21 protein-coding genes are annotated in these 17600 nt (G+C 37.0%); 11 read left to right on the plus strand and 10 right to left on the minus strand.

Features of this window, described 5'->3' with window-relative positions:
* Positions 1-49: 49 nt before the first annotated feature.
* The 6 genes from C7N65_RS05275 to C7N65_RS05300 all read left to right on the plus strand — a co-directional run bounded on the left by C7N65_RS05275 (position 50) and on the right by C7N65_RS05300 (position 5010).
* Entirely contained in the window at positions 50-955 is a 906-nt protein-coding gene (locus C7N65_RS05275; RefSeq protein WP_105993431.1) for an ABC transporter substrate-binding protein, read from the plus strand.
* A 1-nt stretch (position 956) separates the two neighbouring features.
* A complete protein-coding gene (locus C7N65_RS05280; protein WP_105993655.1) occupies positions 957-1904 on the plus strand; it encodes a FecCD family ABC transporter permease in 948 nt (315 codons plus the stop codon).
* Positions 1905-1965: 61 nt separating this feature from the next.
* Complete coding sequence (locus tag C7N65_RS05285; RefSeq protein ID WP_105993432.1) at positions 1966-2703, plus strand: HAD family hydrolase; 738 nt, start codon at positions 1966-1968, stop codon at positions 2701-2703.
* Positions 2684-3502, plus strand: a complete 819-nt coding sequence (locus C7N65_RS05290) for an alpha/beta fold hydrolase (protein ID WP_105993433.1) — start codon at positions 2684-2686, stop codon at positions 3500-3502. Before C7N65_RS05285 ends, C7N65_RS05290 begins: the two co-directional genes overlap by 20 nt.
* Positions 3503-3671: 169 nt before the next feature.
* The gene (locus C7N65_RS05295) at positions 3672-4178 is read left to right on the plus strand and encodes an SA0570 family protein (RefSeq protein WP_105993434.1); all 507 of its coding nucleotides are present in this window, start codon (positions 3672-3674) and stop codon (positions 4176-4178) included.
* 118 nt (positions 4179-4296) lie between these two features.
* Positions 4297-5010, plus strand: a complete 714-nt coding sequence (locus C7N65_RS05300) for a hypothetical protein (protein WP_105993435.1) — start codon at positions 4297-4299, stop codon at positions 5008-5010.
* 133 nt (positions 5011-5143) lie between these two features.
* On the opposite strand, the gene sarA is transcribed toward C7N65_RS05300, so the two are convergent.
* Entirely contained in the window at positions 5144-5518 is a 375-nt protein-coding gene (sarA, locus tag C7N65_RS05305) for a global transcriptional regulator SarA (RefSeq protein ID WP_105993436.1), read from the minus strand.
* Positions 5519-5846: 328 nt separating this feature from the next.
* Positions 5847-6770, minus strand: coding sequence for a hypothetical protein (locus C7N65_RS05310; RefSeq protein ID WP_105993437.1), 924 nt, complete (start codon positions 6768-6770; stop codon positions 5847-5849).
* Positions 6771-7081: 311 nt separating this feature from the next.
* Here C7N65_RS05310 and C7N65_RS05315 point away from each other — a divergent pair, with 311 nt between their 5' ends.
* On the plus strand, positions 7082-7321 hold the full coding sequence (locus C7N65_RS05315) for a hypothetical protein (protein WP_105993438.1): 240 nt from the start codon (positions 7082-7084) through the stop codon (positions 7319-7321).
* Between the two features lie 43 nt (positions 7322-7364).
* On the opposite strand, the gene C7N65_RS05320 is transcribed toward C7N65_RS05315, so the two are convergent.
* Together C7N65_RS05320 and C7N65_RS05325 are read right to left on the minus strand one after the other, a co-directional pair.
* Positions 7365-7577, minus strand: a complete 213-nt coding sequence (locus C7N65_RS05320) for a DUF2922 domain-containing protein (RefSeq protein WP_105993439.1) — start codon at positions 7575-7577, stop codon at positions 7365-7367.
* A 17-nt stretch (positions 7578-7594) separates the two neighbouring features.
* The gene (locus tag C7N65_RS05325) at positions 7595-7798 is read right to left on the minus strand and encodes a hypothetical protein (protein ID WP_105993440.1); all 204 of its coding nucleotides are present in this window, start codon (positions 7796-7798) and stop codon (positions 7595-7597) included.
* Positions 7799-8130: 332 nt separating this feature from the next.
* Between C7N65_RS05325 and C7N65_RS05330 the strand changes: the two genes are divergently transcribed.
* A complete protein-coding gene (locus C7N65_RS05330) occupies positions 8131-10179 on the plus strand; it encodes a cation:proton antiporter (protein ID WP_105993441.1) in 2049 nt (682 codons plus the stop codon).
* 261 nt (positions 10180-10440) lie between these two features.
* On the opposite strand, the gene mntC is transcribed toward C7N65_RS05330, so the two are convergent.
* The 3 genes from mntC to C7N65_RS05345 are packed head-to-tail and all read right to left on the minus strand — an operon-like array spanning position 10441 to position 12942.
* Positions 10441-11370: a manganese ABC transporter substrate-binding lipoprotein MntC gene (mntC, locus tag C7N65_RS05335; protein WP_105993442.1), complete on the minus strand. Its 930-nt coding sequence runs from the start codon at positions 11368-11370 to the stop codon at positions 10441-10443.
* The gene (locus tag C7N65_RS05340) at positions 11367-12203 is read right to left on the minus strand and encodes a metal ABC transporter permease (RefSeq protein ID WP_105993443.1); all 837 of its coding nucleotides are present in this window, start codon (positions 12201-12203) and stop codon (positions 11367-11369) included. Before C7N65_RS05340 ends, mntC begins: the two co-directional genes overlap by 4 nt.
* Before the next feature lie 22 nt (positions 12204-12225).
* Positions 12226-12942: a metal ABC transporter ATP-binding protein gene (locus tag C7N65_RS05345; RefSeq protein ID WP_105993444.1), complete on the minus strand. Its 717-nt coding sequence runs from the start codon at positions 12940-12942 to the stop codon at positions 12226-12228.
* Positions 12943-13067: 125 nt separating this feature from the next.
* Here C7N65_RS05345 and C7N65_RS05350 point away from each other — a divergent pair, with 125 nt between their 5' ends.
* A complete protein-coding gene (locus tag C7N65_RS05350) occupies positions 13068-13721 on the plus strand; it encodes a metal-dependent transcriptional regulator (RefSeq protein WP_105993445.1) in 654 nt (217 codons plus the stop codon).
* A 125-nt stretch (positions 13722-13846) separates the two neighbouring features.
* Positions 13847-14557 (plus strand): phosphatase PAP2 family protein, encoded by a 711-nt coding sequence (locus C7N65_RS05355; RefSeq protein WP_105993446.1) that lies wholly within the window; start codon positions 13847-13849, stop codon positions 14555-14557.
* A gap of 81 nt (positions 14558-14638) precedes the next feature.
* Here C7N65_RS05355 and C7N65_RS05360 read toward each other — a convergent pair whose 3' ends face one another.
* The 3 genes from C7N65_RS05360 to C7N65_RS05370 all read right to left on the minus strand — a co-directional run bounded on the left by C7N65_RS05360 (position 14639) and on the right by C7N65_RS05370 (position 16565).
* Complete coding sequence (locus C7N65_RS05360; protein WP_105993447.1) at positions 14639-15133, minus strand: GNAT family N-acetyltransferase; 495 nt, start codon at positions 15131-15133, stop codon at positions 14639-14641.
* A gap of 10 nt (positions 15134-15143) precedes the next feature.
* Complete coding sequence (locus tag C7N65_RS05365; protein WP_105993448.1) at positions 15144-15893, minus strand: M50 family metallopeptidase; 750 nt, start codon at positions 15891-15893, stop codon at positions 15144-15146.
* Between the two features lie 114 nt (positions 15894-16007).
* Positions 16008-16565 (minus strand): sugar O-acetyltransferase, encoded by a 558-nt coding sequence (locus tag C7N65_RS05370; protein ID WP_105993449.1) that lies wholly within the window; start codon positions 16563-16565, stop codon positions 16008-16010.
* Positions 16566-16700: 135 nt separating this feature from the next.
* Here C7N65_RS05370 and tarA point away from each other — a divergent pair, with 135 nt between their 5' ends.
* Positions 16701-17450: an N-acetylglucosaminyldiphosphoundecaprenol N-acetyl-beta-D-mannosaminyltransferase TarA gene (tarA, locus tag C7N65_RS05375; protein WP_105993450.1), complete on the plus strand. Its 750-nt coding sequence runs from the start codon at positions 16701-16703 to the stop codon at positions 17448-17450.
* Positions 17451-17600 lie beyond the last annotated feature (150 nt).

The raw sequence follows: 17600 nt of genomic DNA on the forward strand, positions 1-17600 counted from the left end.
GAGTAAATGTGCTAAAATGAGATTTACAATACAATATGAGGAGAAGTTGATGAAACAAAAATTATGGGTTTTTCTAATCTTAGTTATTTTGGTTGCGGCAGGGTGTGCTTCACCTGCAGAAAAGGATAAGAAAGACGATAAAAAACAATCTGAGCACAAAACTGAGCAGTCTATCAAATACCACCGCATCATCTCATTGATGCCGAGCAACACGGAGATATTGTATGAATTAGGTTTAGGTAAAGAAGTGATTGGGGTTTCTACTGTAGATGACTATCCTAAAGACGTTAAAAACAAGCAGAAATTCGACGCGATGAAGTTGAATAAAGAGCAATTGCTTAAAGCCAAACCGGATTTGATTTTAGCGCATGAATCTCAAAAAGGCATGGATAACAAAGTATTAAGCGACATAGAAAAGAAAGGCATCAAGGTGGTTTACATACCTGAAGCCAAAAACTTTGAAGAAATCTATGGAACGTTTGAACAAATCGGCGATATTACAGGACGCAAATCACAAGCAGATACATTAGTGTATGATACTAAGCACCGTGTTGAAGCAGTGTTGAAAGATGTGCCGAAACATCAAAAAGCACCTAGTGTCTTCTTAGAAGTTTCGCATGAACCTGAAATTTATACAGCAGGCAAATCTACGTTCTTTAATTATATGTTAGAAGAGCTGCAAGCACAGAATACGTTTGATGATTTGACAGGTTGGAAGAAAGTCAGCAAAGAAAGTATCATTAAGCATAATCCAGATGTATTAATTACAACTGAAGGGATTACGCGTTCAGATTACTTGAAGATCATACGTAAGCGCGGCGGCTTTGAAAATATAGATGCTGTGAAGAAGAAAAGAATTGAAGCGGTGAATGGCGATACGATTTCAAGACCTGGTCCGCGTATCGACCAAGGACTTAAAGCGTTAAGAGATGCCATTTATCGAGATGAACAATAAAATGAAACAAATTACAATGATTATAGGATGGTGTCTTGCACTGACAGCAAGCATCGGCATCAGCTTGTTTTGGAATTTAGGCAGCTGGTCGGACCCTTTAAATCAAAGTATCCTGTTTGAAGTGCGTTTGCCAAGAGTATTGGAAGCACTGCTCGCAGGTATCGGCTTGTCGATTGCAGGCCAAATGTTTCAAACCGTACTGAATAATCCGCTTGCAGACAGCCTGACATTAGGCTTAGCGAGCGGTTCTGTTTTAGGCGGCGGTTGTGCAGTCTTCTTAGGTCTCAGCAGTCTATGGATTCCTATGGCCTCAATGACAGCAAGTTTCATCACATTAGGTGTTGTGCTGGGTGTGACGGCTGTTATTTCGCAAGGTTATCCGATGCGCGCTTTGATATTATCAGGTATTATGATAGGTGCTTTGTTTAATGCGTTGTTATATCTGTTGATATTGTTAGATGAACGCAGAATGAAAAGTATTGTGATGTATATGTTCGGCGGTTTTTCCAATGCGGAAATGTATGAAATCTACTTCATTGTACCTGTGATGCTTTTGTGTGTCTTGCTTCTAGGTGTATTGCTGCCGAAGATTAAACTGCTTCAAGTCGGTACACTGAAAGCTCGTTCGTTAAGTTTAAATGTGCAGCAGATGATGTTTATGGTATTAACACTTGCCTCTATTATGACAGCGATTATTGTTTCATATACTGGTATTATAGGGTTTATCGGAATGATAGTTCCTCAGTTGATAAGACGTACTGTTAAATCGACATTGGGTGTACAGATGCTGATGAATGGTATTGTCGGCGGTGCGGTCATGGTCTTTGCGGATACTTTAGGTGCACAACTTTGGCATCCGATTGAAATTCCAGCCAGTATTATCTTGGCATTATTAGGAATACCTGTACTTGGGTATTTAATAGCAACACAGAAACGCTCGTATGAATGATCTTATTAATAAAGAAATGATAACAGAGATGCTTGATATGCATTTATAGGAGAGAAGAATAATGAATTTAGAGGGTATTAAGGCGGTCGTATTTGATTTAGAAGGAACACTGTTAGATCGTAATAAATCGAGAGAGAAATTTATTGAAGAACAGTATGAACGGTTCCATGACTACTTAGTTCATGTACAAGCTCAAGATTTCAAAAAGCAGTTTATTGAATTGGATGATGACGAGGATCATGATAAGCCGGAACTTTATAAAGCGATTATCAAACGTTTCCATGTCGATCGTTTAACGTGGAAAGATCTATTTCATGATTTTGAGAATCACTTCTATCGTTATGTCTTTCCGTATCATGATACACAGTATACGTTGGAACGTTTAGTAAACAGAGGATATTTGACAGGTGTGATTGCGAATGGTAAATCTAAAATAAAGCAATATCGTTTAGATAGCTTGGGTATATTGTCTTATATTCATTTTTTGTCTACGTCAGAGATGGTAGGCTACAGAAAACCGCATCCAAAAATCTTTGAAGATATTATGGAACAGCTCGGTGTAGAACCAGAAGAAGTGCTGTATGTAGGCGACGATGCTTTAAATGATGTTGCGCCGGCACGAGCGATGGGAATGGTCAGTGTTTGGTTTAATCATGAAGATGATGAAGTTGAACTTGAGCCGGAACCGGAAGAGATGGATTTTGAAATTGCGACGTTAGAAGAACTTTTAGAGATTCTACCGCAAGAAGCCCCAGATTCTAAGGAGAGTGAGCAAGCGAATGGAACTATTTACGACTAAAGATCATACAACATTGCATTATGCGGCGATGGGAAGCGGACAGCCGATTGTATTGATACATTCCGCATTTGAAAATTTTTCAATCTTTAGCGATATCGCTACAAAACTGTCTTACAGTTATGAAGTGATTTGTATAGATTTACGCGGTCATGGCTATTCAGACAAACCGCTGCAAATTGATTTTGCGGACTATGCTTCAGATATTAAAGAATTACTGGATTACTTATACATCCGACATGCATTCTTTATCGGACAAGAACTAGGCGCAACCATTGCGGCAGACTTTGCGTCTAAATTTGATGCATATGTGGATGGGCTTGTACTGGTTAACCCGGCAACACTGCAAGCAGAACTGCCAGAAGCACGTCTGTTTAGAAAATATGCTGATACAATCAGAACATGGGAAGACAACAAGCAGCAGAAATTCTTAGATAAGCACACATATGGTTCAAAGAAAAAAGCGGGGAAAATGCTGAAGAATTATTCAGATATGACACCGATTATGACAGGACTCGAAAAGCGTTCTGTTACAGCTTCATTTGAACATACCGAAATTCAACCTGCTTTAAATCATATTCAAGCACCTGTATTAATTATTCAAGGCAAACATGATGAACGATTAACATCAGAAGAGTTAGCAGCATATACTGATCATATTCAGCATGCAGAAGTCGAAACATTTGAACGTTCCGGTCTGTATCCGATGGGTGAAGAGAAGAAAAGATTCTTAGAAACGGTGACAGCTTTCATAAATGTCAATGAAGTATTAGAAGACGAGCAGCAACGTATTAAAGCCTAAAAGCAAAGTTATTCATTATTATTTGCAATTAAACTCCTGATTATTATACAATATTACAAAATATTACATCCGAAGACCGATTACATAAAGGGTATTTAAGGGTATAGTATAATAAGCGCAGAAAAAATTACAAGAACATTACAAAAAGAGAGCGAAGGAGTTATTGCTTATGAAAAAATTACTTTCAGCGGCTATCGTTTCTGCAACCGTGGTAACCGGACTTGGCATCCATCAAGCAGATGCAGCGTCTGGCAATACAATTCAAACCGTGCAGCAAATCCAACATGGCGACACATCATTAGAGGGTGTGAAGTTGGGCCAAAATATTAAAGATGTTTTGAAAACGCACAAACTCACAGGCTATTCTTATAAACCTGATAAAACTAAACACTATTATGAATTTAATTCTGACAAAGGATTAATGATTGTGACAGCGAATGGCCAAAAAGATCGCGGCCAAGTCACGCACATCACAATGAAGTACAACAAAATAGATGGACCAAGTTTCAAAACAGTACGCAACCAACTCGGTAACACTGTAACTTGGAGATATAACTATAATGAACAAACAGGTAATTTCGGCTATATCAAAGATAAAGATACTTCTTATCAATTTGCAAGCCAATCACCTAAAGATAAAAACCTGAAACTTTATCGTATTGATATCGGTAAATAAGAACAGGTTTGTGCAGGAAGACGGGAGAGCAAACTCCTGTCTTCTTTTTTCATTGAGTGGATAAATTAAGTGTGAAATGATAAATTGATAAGGATAGAATATTTAAAGGAGACACATCATGCGTCCTAATGACAAAATATTATTAGAAAATATCACCGATTATTTTAACTATAAAGGGATTTCTCCTAAGATGATTGATGATATTAAAGAAAAAATACGTAATGACCTGCCAAAATCAGAAGCAAAAGATGAAGATTATATAGAATACCGCAAGAAAGCACCAGCTGAAATTATTTTAACGATTCAACGTAATTTGTTTGGGATTCAATTGAATCCGATACTGTTCTTTATCGTCAATTTCTTGTTGATATCGTACTTATATGATAAACAGTTTGTGCCGTTTCAGGCTGCGACAGGCTTATCGATTGTCTACTGCCTCATTATTTTCCCGATAACAGTTTTTGTTTATACCAGAATTGTTAAAAAGAACTATTTATACAGCAATCGAACTGAAGTCATGATAGGTATAGGGATTATCATCATTGCGGCCATTTTAGTGATGCTGCATGCATTTAATATAGATTTCGGTGTTGTGGTAGTAACGAAATATGCGCATATTTTTGTGTTCTTCTTCGGTATTATCATGGCGATATTCGGTGTTTATTACAAACGCTTTGAATTTACAGGTGTCGGATTGCTGCTGAGTCAAAAAACAATTGATGCAGTGGTATTAGATCCGAATCTGGCACAAATCGGCACAGTCATTATTTGGATTTTAATCTTAGTAGTAATTATTTATTATTCCATTAAATTATCAACACGTGAGAAGTAGGCTGATACAAGCTTCATAATCAAAATAAAAAGGTTCTCCGCCATAAAAGGTGAAGAACCCATAAAAAAGCGTGATGCTAAAATGAATCATCATTTTTGCATCACGCTTTTTGTATATACATACCTTAAACAAATCAGATTTTAATTTCTTTGTTTGCAGTTAAGATACGTTCATTAATACGGTTTAATAACTCGTTAATTTTTTCGCGTTGTGTTGCATTCACTAAAATTAATACTGTTCTTTCATCTTGTTCGTTACGTTTTTTATCGAAGTAATCTTCTTGAGATAAATTTTTAACCGCTTTAACAACTTGTGGTTGTTTGTAGTTCAAGTGGTTAATGATATCTTTTAAGTAGTATTCCTCGTCATTTGATTGACTAAGGAAAGTTAATACTGCAAATTCCTCGAAGCTGATTGTGAATTCTTTCTTGATAATACTTTTCATTTTATCAGCATATGTCACCATTGCTAATAAATCTGATGAATTTTTAATTTTTGATACTGCCATGTGTATTTCCTCCCTTAACATTCCCATTATCATTATACTATAGGTAAACAGACAGATTTTTAAACATTAATTTTCATAATTGGGACGAGATACTTTTCAAACAAAATATTCGTGTCCCTATTATTTATTTAATTATAACTAGATAAAAATGAATTGTAAACAAAAAAACATTATAAAACAATGGTTTTTTCAAACTAATGATTCTTTCAAAAAATTACCGAATGAAGCAAGACAATTTATTGAACATCATTTGAATAACACATTATTAATTAAGATAATGTCTATTTTCCTATTTACCGATATGATATGGGTTAATTATATAAGAACTCTAGTTTGATGTGAAGTTTTTGGGTTGAGCAACAACTTTTTCTCCCGGTAAAAGTCCTTCACTAATAATAACCATACCCGAATTTTCGCTATATTTAATAATTCTTTTAACCATTTGTTGATTTTTTTTAATTATTACTGCGTTTTTTCCGTATAAAACATCCTTAGGAAGTGCAATGAAATGCGTAGAAATTGAAATGTTAAAGCGGCTTCCTATAGGAAGACGTGCATTTGTGGAGATTTGTACTTCGTATTGCGAAGATTTACTATCTTCAGACTGTGTGATAGGGAATGCGTCGATTTTTTTAATTTTACCTTTAAACAAAGCAGCGCTCTGTCCTTTGATCTCTGCTTCTTGATTAAGCTTCAGCTGACTTAAGACAGATTCAGAAACGTAGGCTTTAATGATACGTTTAGGGCTGTATACTTCAGCGAACAATTGCTGCGGTTTGCTTGGGTGCTTGTCTATAATATGGACTACACCTTCCAAGGCAGTGAATTGTTTTACGCGCAGTCCGGCTTGGACAGCGTAAAATTGCTTTTCAAGGTCTGTATGCAAATTTAAGAAATTCGAACGTTTAGAATGCTGATCTAAATAATTCAGTTGTTTACGAAGTAAAGTCAGGTGCTGCTCGTTTTCCTTATTGTAGTATTCGAATAAGGGCTGATCTTTCTTAACTGTTTTACCTGAATCAACATACCAATCATGAATCATTCCCATCTTAGGGTCGTAGTAAAAAGAATGTTTTGTTTCGGCTGCTTGATGACCTGTAAATCGAATCGGGTGATTGTAAGCAGCAGTGTAGGTTTTAATATTTTGCTTTGCCTGGGGTGTGTGATGTCGGAGAGCGGCGTATAATCCGACGGCAGCTGCACTTAATAAGAGGATAGTTATTAAGGCGGACAACCAGTGGGTTTTTAACAAATAAAGCCACCTCTTCTTATATAATTTTATAGTTATTATACAATGAAGATAATGGTTGGGGCAACGCTGAAAATAATTATTTTGTTCCTTTTATTGAATTGTTATAATAAAAGAAAAAATAAAGGTATATCATGCTGAAAAAAGTGTTTTTTTTTCAGTTTTTCGATTATTTCGTAAAGAATTAGGGAATAATAAGTACTTTTTATTTGTTAATTGTAAAAGTTGTAGATTTTTTCAATGTATCAATATATAATTTGGTAAACTGGCAATAAACAGAAGCGTTGCAAAATGAGAAAATAGGGGGAACAGCCATGACACAGGTGTCTATTATTCGTTTGTTAGATGAAGAAATGTTTTTTATTGATGCAGGCCAAGATTCAGACATTCAGAAAAAGCAATTTGTTGAAGTATTAAATCCCAAACATGCTTATAAAAACTTAGCACAAGTCGTGGATGTTTTTGAAAGCTATGCGTTATGCAAAAAGCTTGGTAAAGATCGCATCTTTTTCGGTGATATTGTAAAGCCGAGACCGCTTGATGCAGAGCAATAAAAAATCGAGCATACTCATTTGAGTATACTCGACATGCAATGATTTAGAAAATGATGTGTGTTTCTTTTTCTATAATTTGTGCGCCTTTAATCGCAGCAATCTTGCCAGATGCGGGGTTTAAGACATTCAAGTCCAATAATGTACTCATCGCATTTCTGACCGTTTCTTCTTGCACTTGTCCTGATACGTCCGGAATTTGGAATTTAACAGGCTTGTGTGCTTCATTGAGATAGATAAGTTCTAATGTTTTAGTCATAAAGTGACAGCTCCTTCTTATAAAGTTTCTACAGTAGTGATTTCGACGTTGTCGAAAGTTTCGCCAGTTAATTTTTCAATAACTGATTTAAAACCGTTTAATTGTGTTTCAGTGCTTTGAGGGTTTAAACGAGCGAAACGACGGCGTTTTGCGACAGGTTTTCCATCTTTTGTTTCTTCTAAACGAATTAGAGTCACAGCAAGTTCTTTGATTGTTTTCATGTTTCTCACCTCCTTGCTCACTCTATATATCGAAATCCGCAGAAAAAAAGCACACCCTTTTTGTAAATTATTTTAATTTTTTTCGTCTTAAGCATAAGCAAACGGGTAAACGTAGTGTGTATCGCTATTTCTATAGCTTTAGTTATAAAGATGTTGTGTGTAGAATTTAAGAGAATGAAAGATTATGGCTAAAGTTATATAAATAGATTTCACGCAATTGAATATAGTACTATAAATAAAGACACTTAATAGATGTATGTGAAAAGACATCATTATTTTCAATTGGGTTATAAACACAAGAGAGTGCACACAACATAGAAAGAGGTGACGCTGTGGAAATAGTTGAAGGATTACTCATATTTATTGCGGCTATTATCCTAAGTTCATTAATACATTCACTATTTCTCCCTAAAGTCCCTTTGGCATTCATCCAAATTATTTTAGGGGCATTAATATTTGTAACACCTATTCCTGTGGCATTTGATTTTGACACAGAGGTGTTTATGGTCGCATTGATTGCGCCGCTATTATTTATTGAAGGGGTTCATGTTTCTCGTGTCGGCTTAAAACGCTACATAAAGCCAGTAATGATGATGGCTTTAGGATTAGTCTTCACTACCGTGATTGGTGTAGGCTTCTTTATTCATTGGGTTTGGCCGAGCTTGCCTATGCCTGCAGGCTTTGCGTTAGCAGCGGTATTATGTCCGACAGATGCGGTGGCAGTTTCAGCGATTACTAAAGGTAAAGTGCTGCCGAAAGGTTCTATGACGATTTTAGAAGGGGAATCGTTATTAAACGATGCCGCAGGTATCATTTCCTTCAAGATTGCGGTGGCTGCGCTGATTACCGGCGCATTTTCTATTACTGACGCAGTAGGGCAGTTCTTAGTATCTTCCATCGGCGGTTTAGTCGTTGGTTTGATTGTAGGTATTGTCTTAGTCAGATTGCGTATTATACTTGCGCGCCGCGGTGTTGAAAGTAATAACATGTTTATCTTTATTCAATTATTGACACCGTTTATTACTTATCTAGTCGCTGAAGTCTTCCATGCTTCTGGTATTATTGCGGCTGTTGTATCCGGGTTGGTGCACGGCTTTGAACGTGATCGTATTACCCAAATCAGTACGCAGCTTCAATTAAGTTATACGCAGACATGGAATTTATTAAGTTATGTATTAAACGGCTTTGTCTTTGTAATTTTAGGTTATATTGTGCCTGAAACAGTGAAGAATATTATACGCACAGAGCCGCAGAACCTAGTATTCTTATTAGGTACTACTGGACTTATTGCATTAGCAGTATACGTCTTTCGTTTCTTATGGGTATATGTATTATATCCTTACTTCTACTTGCCGGTCAGTCCATTCCAACGTGCAATGAACGAAGGGGATGAACAAGGTCCGGGTGAAGTTAAACCTAAGCGCAGCAAATATGCATTGGTGATGACACTTTGCGGTGTGCATGGGACAATTTCACTTGCTATCGCGTTGACATTCCCGTATATGCTGGCAGAAGATAGAACATTTATTTATCGTAATGATCTGCTCTTTATTTCTTCAGGTATGGTGATACTCAGTCTTGTAATCGCACAAGTATTGCTGCCGATTGTGACACCAATGATGAAACAAGTCAAAGTGGAAGGTATGAGTTTCAAAGAAGCGCGTATCTACATTTTAGAACAAGCAATCGAGTATTTAAGAAGCCATGCAACACCTGAAACATCATTTAAATACGGCAGTGTGATTAAAATTTATCACGACCGTATCGCATTTATGAAAGTCTTAGATGATGATGACGAAAACTCAAAAGAGCTCGAACGCCTGCAAGGGATTGCGATTGATACAGAAACGAAGACTTTAAATGAATTAGTTAAAGAAGGCAAAATTACGCAAAGTGATTTTGATAACTATATGCGTTATGCAGAACGTACACAAGTATATCGTCAAGCTTCTTTAATCCGAAGAATGATTATGCGTATTAAAGTAGCTATCTTAAGACGCCGTGTCCGCGTTCAAACTAACGCTGCATCTTCATTAGATGTACAACAAAACTTAAAAGAAATCTCTAAAATTATGCGTATTGTGCATTATAACGTCGTTAAACGCTTAACCAAAGAAGCCAATGCTGACAACAAATTAGAAATCAGTACCATTTGCGACAGTTACTTAATGCGTACGGATAATTTAACATCATCGAATCTCTTCAATTACAAGAAGTTCAATCCGAACAATATTACAAAAATCAAACTAAATGCGTTGCGTGAACAACGCCATATCCTCAATGAATTAGTAGAAGACGGAGAAGTAAGTGAAAAAACTGCACTAAAAATCCGACAAGCCATCAACTATGATGAAATGGTGTTAGTAGATCGATTGACGTAATTTAAAACAGCAGCAGTGTGCCGTAAACCAACGAGTACACTGCTGCTCTTTTTATGCAAAAAATAAAAAAAGCGACAGCACTTCTGCACTGTCGCTTCGAAAATCGATGTCATCGCAAAGCACCGATTTTCTTAAGGAATTGTGGTCCAGTGGGAGGAAAGACCACAGCTATTTATGTTTAGGATAGATTATTTATGGACCATCAGAAATGGTATGGACATACTAGGAGGTCTTTTCTGATGGTTGAAAGGATAAATTAGTTTACTTCATACTTTTATGGACAGTTTCAATATTAGATTCCATCATTTTGTAATAAGAATCGCCTTTACTGCCTTTTTTTCCAATAGAGTCTGTATAGACTTCTCCTGAAATAGGAATGCCTGTTTCTTCGCTCAAGCTTTTCATGCTTTTATGATCGACGCTTGTTTCGACTAATAGATTTTTCAATTTGTGATCTTTAACGAATTGAATAGCTTGTTTCATTTGTTCAGGTGTACCTTGTTTTTCAGTGTTGATTTCCCAAATATAGCCGGGAGTAATGCCGTATTGTTTTGAGAAATATTTAAATGCGCCTTCGCTTGTAATCATCGCACGCTGTTCTTTAGGAATGTCATTAAATTTATTGTTGCTTTCTTTATTTAATTGTTTAAGTTTCGAGATATAGGCATCACCTCGTTTGTCGTAATCTGCTTTGTGTGCTTTATCGTGCTGACTTACAGCTTGTTGAATATTTTCGACGTATTTGATGCCGTTGTTAAGACTTAACCAAGCATGCGGATCTTGTTTAGATGCATCACCTTTTGCACCGTTCAGATAAATCGGTTGAACGCCTTTAGAAACGCGTACGACACTGTCATCTTTTGTTGTTTTGCCAGCTTGTTCTAAAGCTTTGTTGAACCAGCCGTTGCCTGTTTCAAGATTAAGTCCGTTGTAGAGGATAATATCGGCATCTGTTAAGGCTTTGATATCTTTAGGTTTGACCTCATATTCATGGGGGTCTTGGCCGATAGGAACAATGCTATGTATCTCTGCATGGTCCCCAACTACATTGTCTGCCATGTCATATAGTATTGAATTGGTTGTGACGATTTTTAATTTATGATCAGAATCTGCTGATTTTGAATCTTTGCCTGTGCCGCAAGCTGCTAAGAGTAAGAGCATTATTGCTAACAAGGGTACTAATTTTTTCATGATGTAACTCCTTTTTTGATTTTGAGAGCGCATTTAGAATAGATAAATGTACCGATATAAATCGCAAATGCACACAAAACAATAGTTGCACCGCTTGGAATGTTATAAATATAGCTGAAATACATTCCGACGATTGCACTGATGACACTGAAAAGGCTGGCGACAATCATCATAGACCATAATTTCTTGGTAACGAGAAAGGCGCTGGATGCCGGTGTAATCAAGAGTGCAACGACTAAAATGATTCCTACTGTTTGAATACTTGCGACTGTCACAAGTGACAAGAGCAACATGACAAAATAGTGGATGAAAGTTGTGTTTAAACCGCTCATTCTACTAAACGTCGGATCAAAAGTAGAAATCATCAATGGGCGGTAGAAAATGATGATAAGCAAGAGGACAATAACGCTGACAATAATGGTTGACCAGTATGCTGTTTTGGTAATCGCTAGCAAATTACCGAAAAGAATATGGTACAAGTTCGTTGTACTATTGATCAGACTGATAATAATGACCCCGACCGCTAAAAATGCTGTAAAGCTGATACCAATCGCTGCATCTTGTTTTGTCTTGCTTCTATCAGAGATAAATCCGATAAAAAGACTGGCTAACATTCCTGTGACTAAAGCTCCGACAAACATTGGAATGTTGAAAAGGAATGAAAGTGCAACGCCAGGCAATACAGCATGGCTCATCGCATCACCCATGAGCGACAATCCTCTTAATACAATCAGACTGCCGACTGTTCCGCACACAATGCCGACACATATGGAGATGATTAAAGCACGGTTTAAGAATTGATATTGTGTGAGTTGTTGTATAAATTCGAACATTGATCTAGCTCTCTTTCTGTTTCTATAGTGTCTTAGGTGCCTGATTCATGAATGTCTCATTTAAACGTTCTGTGGTCATTGCATCTTTACTTGGTCCGAAGTAGCGCAATGTTTGGTTTAATAAAATAATGCGGTCAAAGTAGGTTGTCGCCTTTGATAAGTCATGATGTACGATTAAGATTAATTTGCCTTTTGCTTTTAATGCTTCAATCTTCTCCATAATCAATTGTTCGCTAGTGAAGTCGATGCCGACAAAAGGTTCATCTAATAAGTATAGGCTGCTTGTTGTCATTAAAGCACGAGCGACTAAGACACGCTGCAATTGACCGCCGCTGAGTTGGGAAATCTGACGTTTTCTTAAATGCGTCAGCTGCATGTCTTCTAAAAGTGCTGTTAAACGTTGTTTGATGGTTGAAGAAGGGCGTTTAAACCATCCGATATCCTTATAGGCACCAGATAAGACAACACCTTCAACATCGATAGGAAAATCTAAATCTAAGTAAGCTTTTTGCGGTATGTATGTAATATTCTTCAGTTGTGTCTCGATGGGTCGGTTATCCAGCAAACGCTGACCTTGTGATTTGAATTCTCCGATTAACGCTTTAATAAGTGATGATTTACCTGCACCGTTCGGACCGATAATGCCGATAATCTCACCATGAGTCGGAATAGATAAGCTGATGTTGTGAAGTACATGCTTATTTCCTAAGTGTAAATCTAAATTTTTAATTTCTAACAATACCACACCTCCTAAAATAATTTTTAGGCTAACCTAATTTATTTCATAATAAGTCATGAATTTTCGCTTGTCAAGTCTTTTCGTGATACAATAAAGTGAATCTGGATGGAAGGAACGGTGACAAGATGTTAACGGAAGAAAAGGAAGATTACCTAAAAGCGATTTTGAATAATGGCGGCGCAACTTCATTCGTTACAAACAAACAACTCTCTCGGTATTTAAATATTAAACCCCCATCCGTGAGTGAGATGGTCAATCGTTTGGAAAAAGCGGGCTATGTGACTACGAAACCTTATAAAGGTGTTAAATTATCTGAAGAAGGTTTTAATCATACATTAGAGATTATTAAACGCCATCGCTTATTGGAACTTTTCTTAATCGAAATATTGAAGTACAACTGGGAAGAAGTGCATCAAGAAGCAGAGGTATTAGAACATCGTGTATCGGATTTATTTGTAGAACGTTTAGATGCACTGTTGAATTATCCGACAACCTGTCCGCATGGCGGTGTGATTCCGCGCGACGGCAATTTCGAGGAGATTTATAATCTTTCATTGAAGGAATTTGAAGCTGGAGATCGTGTAACTATCAGACGTGTCCGAGACCGTACTAAATTATTGATTTATCTCTCAAGCAAATCTATTTCTATCGGTGATGAAGTCACAGTAGCATCACGTGATGACACTAACCAAGTCATTGCGATTCAAAAAGGTGAAGATCCGTTGATTATCTTAAGTTATGAAAATGCTGATCACATTTTTGGTGAGAAAATAGATTAAATGACTACAGAGGCGTAATCTTAGATTGCGTCTTTTTTATGCGCAAATTGAATCAGACTTAAAGCGGATTTAAATGGTTGTATGATGCGTTATAATCTATGAAAAGAGAAATGGAGCAATAGATTATGGATATAAAAAGAAAGCGCTCATTAGAAACATGGGCAATGATTATAAGTTTCATTGTGTTGGTGTTTACGATGCTTGGTGTATGTCTGCATATTGGATTTGCACATAAAATAGATTTAGCCGCATTTAATTGGTTTGATCGTATGTTTGAGGAGCCTGCAATGAATTATAACGGCGGTTGGTTTAATGATATCATGACAATAGTAGCCTCTTACGGGGATGTTTTAACTTTTGTTTTGCTGTCAATTGCAGGTGCGATTATATTAATTGTAAAACGGTATTATTTACTGAGCTTATGGATACTTGCGACAGTAGGATTCGGTGGGATTTTAGGGGTTATCTTAAAAGCGGTTTTTCATCGCAGTCGTCCCTACGATCACTTATTAGTAGATACCGGCTTTTCATTCCCTAGCGGCCACTCTCTATCAAGCACTTTGATTGCGATGATTTTATTAAGTGTGGTGATGCCTAAATTCAGTAATAAAGCGCTGCGTTATACAGCCTATGTGATGATAGCAGTGTTATGGGGCAGTATCTTATTTTCAAGATTATATTTCCATGCACATTTTTTAACCGATGTCCTTGGAGGTACAGCATTGGGTATATTATGGGTGTTAGGAATGAAACGCATAGGTCATCTCATCACACCTTTCTTACAAAAGCTGCCTATACTAAAGAAAAGCAAAATTTATACGCTTTGTACAAAATAAATATGTGAAGTACAAGCTCAAAGATACAAAAAAGCAACTGCCGGATGATTATCAGTCTGGCAGTTGCTTTATGTTGCACAGTTATTTAATTTGTTTGCCCCAAATATTCAAATCTAAGCGCTTGTTATCAATGTGTGCAATTTGCGGTAATTCTCCCCATAGTGCATAACCCAGTTTTTTAAATAAATGGTTGCACGGTTGATTTTGCGCAAAGACATATCCGGTTAAGAAGCGGATACCTAATGCTTTTGCTTCTTGTTCTAAACGTTCCATCACTTTGGTGCCGACCCCTTTGCCGCGCAAGTCTTCATCTAAATAGATGCTGAGCTCTGCTGTTTCATCATAAGCAGGGCGGCCGTAAAAGTGATTCAGACTCGCATAACCGATAGGGCGGTCTTCTTCATCGATGACAGTGAATAACGGACGTGCGGCATCATGTTGATCAAAAATCTTAGCCATTTCCTCTTCAGTCACTTGATTGATATCAGCTGTAATATTTCTTTCTGCTATTGCTTGGTTGTATACCTTGGTAAATAAGGGTAATTCGATTTCTGTTGCTGGACGTAGCTTTACCATTTTCATCACCTTAATTTTGGAATATTAAAATGTTTACAATAGAATACACGATATAGATGTTAAAGGCAATCCATAACAAACTGAACACAAATACAGGGATGCCTGTTAACCTGCGCAATGCCAAACCGTCCCAATCTATGTGACGGGCGAACGTTAATATTGCAATAGTCCAAGTCGATTGCAGTACTTCTCCGAATAGGACACCTAATATAAAGTGATACACAATCGACAATACAATGACGATAAATTCTGGCTGTCCATTTTGAATTAAACCATAAATCATGAGTGCTAACAATAATGTTAATAAAATCGGAATCCCTTTACGTGAAGTGATGATGACGAAATATATGAATAAAGCTGTATAACTTAAGACAAAGAGCGATGGGTAATGATAGTAGCCTGCAAATAATCCGACAGCCAGCATAATCGGTGGCATCATATAACCGCCGAGTGTGGTAATAATCATTGTACTTTTGTGTCTGGCTCTGGTTATTGCGAACCCTTGTCGCGATGTTTCGATTCTTTCTCTTCTTGAGGTTACAATCACTAAATCTTCTGTGTGTCCGCCGCTGATTTTATTAAATAAGATATGTCCGAATTCATGTGTCAAAACAGGAATATAATTTAAAATAATATCCAACATCGCAAAACTTGAGCTGTGACGTTTTTGATGGGTAACGATATAAGCTATCGCTATTAACACAACCCAATATAAATGGAGTGTCATGGATGTACTGAGAATATCTTTGATAAGCTGCATAATCTAACCTCTTAAATGTAATAGAAAAAAGTTGAGATAGCGTGACCTCAACTTTAAATTCATGTCTATTGTATTAAAAATCTCATAAGATTGTCTTGCGTCTTCGGACCTATTTTAGTCTAACGGTACATCTTTGATATAACGTGCAGGATTGCCGGCATAAACTTTATTTGCAGGTACATCTTTAGTCACAACACTGCCGGCACCGATAATCGCATTGTCGCCGATAGTAATACCTGACAAGATAATGGCACCTGCGCCGATCCAAACGTGATTGCCGATTGTAATAGGATAACCTAATTCTAAGCCTGTTGCACGTTCTCTTGGATTCAGGGGGTGTGTAGCAGTGATTAATTGGACGTTCGGACCTAGCAAGACATGGTCTCTGATTTTGATTTTAGCAACATCTAACATTATCGGGTTGCAGTTAGCATAAAAGTGATCTCCGATTTCAATGTTATAACCGTAATCAAAATGAATATCTGGTTCAATGAAAGGATTTTCTCCGCATTTGCCTATACTTTGTTTGAATTGCTGCATACGTTCTTTAATAGAGAACGCATTATTGATTGCTTTGTTCGCATGACGTGCTTTATGCCGTTCTTTTACAAGTTCAGGGTCTCTTGAATCATACAGTTCGCCATTTAACATTTTTTGTTTTTCAGTCATCATTTGTATCTTACCTCATAAATTCTATAGTGCATTAAGAATAGCACTTTTTGTTGTGAATGCAATCAATTCATCTGAAGTGTATAATGATAGAAATAAAGAAATTCAACCAGAGGCGTAAGATAGGAGTTTGAAGCGATGAGAAATCATATACATAAACATAATAAAGTAGATATTTTATCCGTGCCATTTGATGATGTGACAATGCAGGAAATGAGAGAAGCGGTACATGATTTTATAGAAAATGATACGACAGATAATATGTTTGTAGTGACTGCGAATCCGGAAATCGTTGATTATGCATTAGAAGATCATAACTACCATGCACTCATCAGCGAAGCAGATTATATCATTCCAGACGGAACAGGTATTATTCAAGCCGGCCGTATTTTAGGTACACCATTAAAAGAACGTGTGCCTGGAATTGAATTTATGGCTGCTTGTTTAGAGATTGCAGAACGTTATCATCAACGTGTCTTCTTGTTAGGTGCAGCTGAAAATGTAGTACATGCGGCGGTGCGTGAATTGCAGAATAAATATCCGAATATTACTTTTGATGCACATCACGGCTATATCGATTTAGATGATGAAGCGGTGATACGCCAAGTCAGCCGTTTTAATCCAGATTATGTCTTTGTAGGAATGGGTTACCCTAAACAAGAACAATGGATTAAACAACATCGCCATCGTTTGCAGCACACATTGCTTATGGGTGTGGGCGGTTCGATCGAAATTTACAGCGGTACTAAAAAACGTGCACCGTATCTCTTCCGCAAAACCAATCTTGAATGGTTCTATCGTTTGATAACGGATTGGAAACGTATGGCTAGAATGCGACGTTTGCCTAGTTTTGTGACCAAAGTCTTTCGCAAACGATTGAAAAAGTAAATAGAAACTGTGCATGTTTAAGTTGTTCATTTTAGACATTGCAGTGACAGGGAGTGTGACCTATCATCACACTCCCTGTTTTAATATGTAAGATGCGTCTTGCTTATCAAGACAAAGTGCAGACTTGCTTTGTTAAATATTTGCACATAA

This window comes from Staphylococcus simulans (assembly GCF_002994445.1).
In the GTDB taxonomy this organism is placed as follows: domain Bacteria; phylum Bacillota; class Bacilli; order Staphylococcales; family Staphylococcaceae; genus Staphylococcus; species Staphylococcus simulans_B.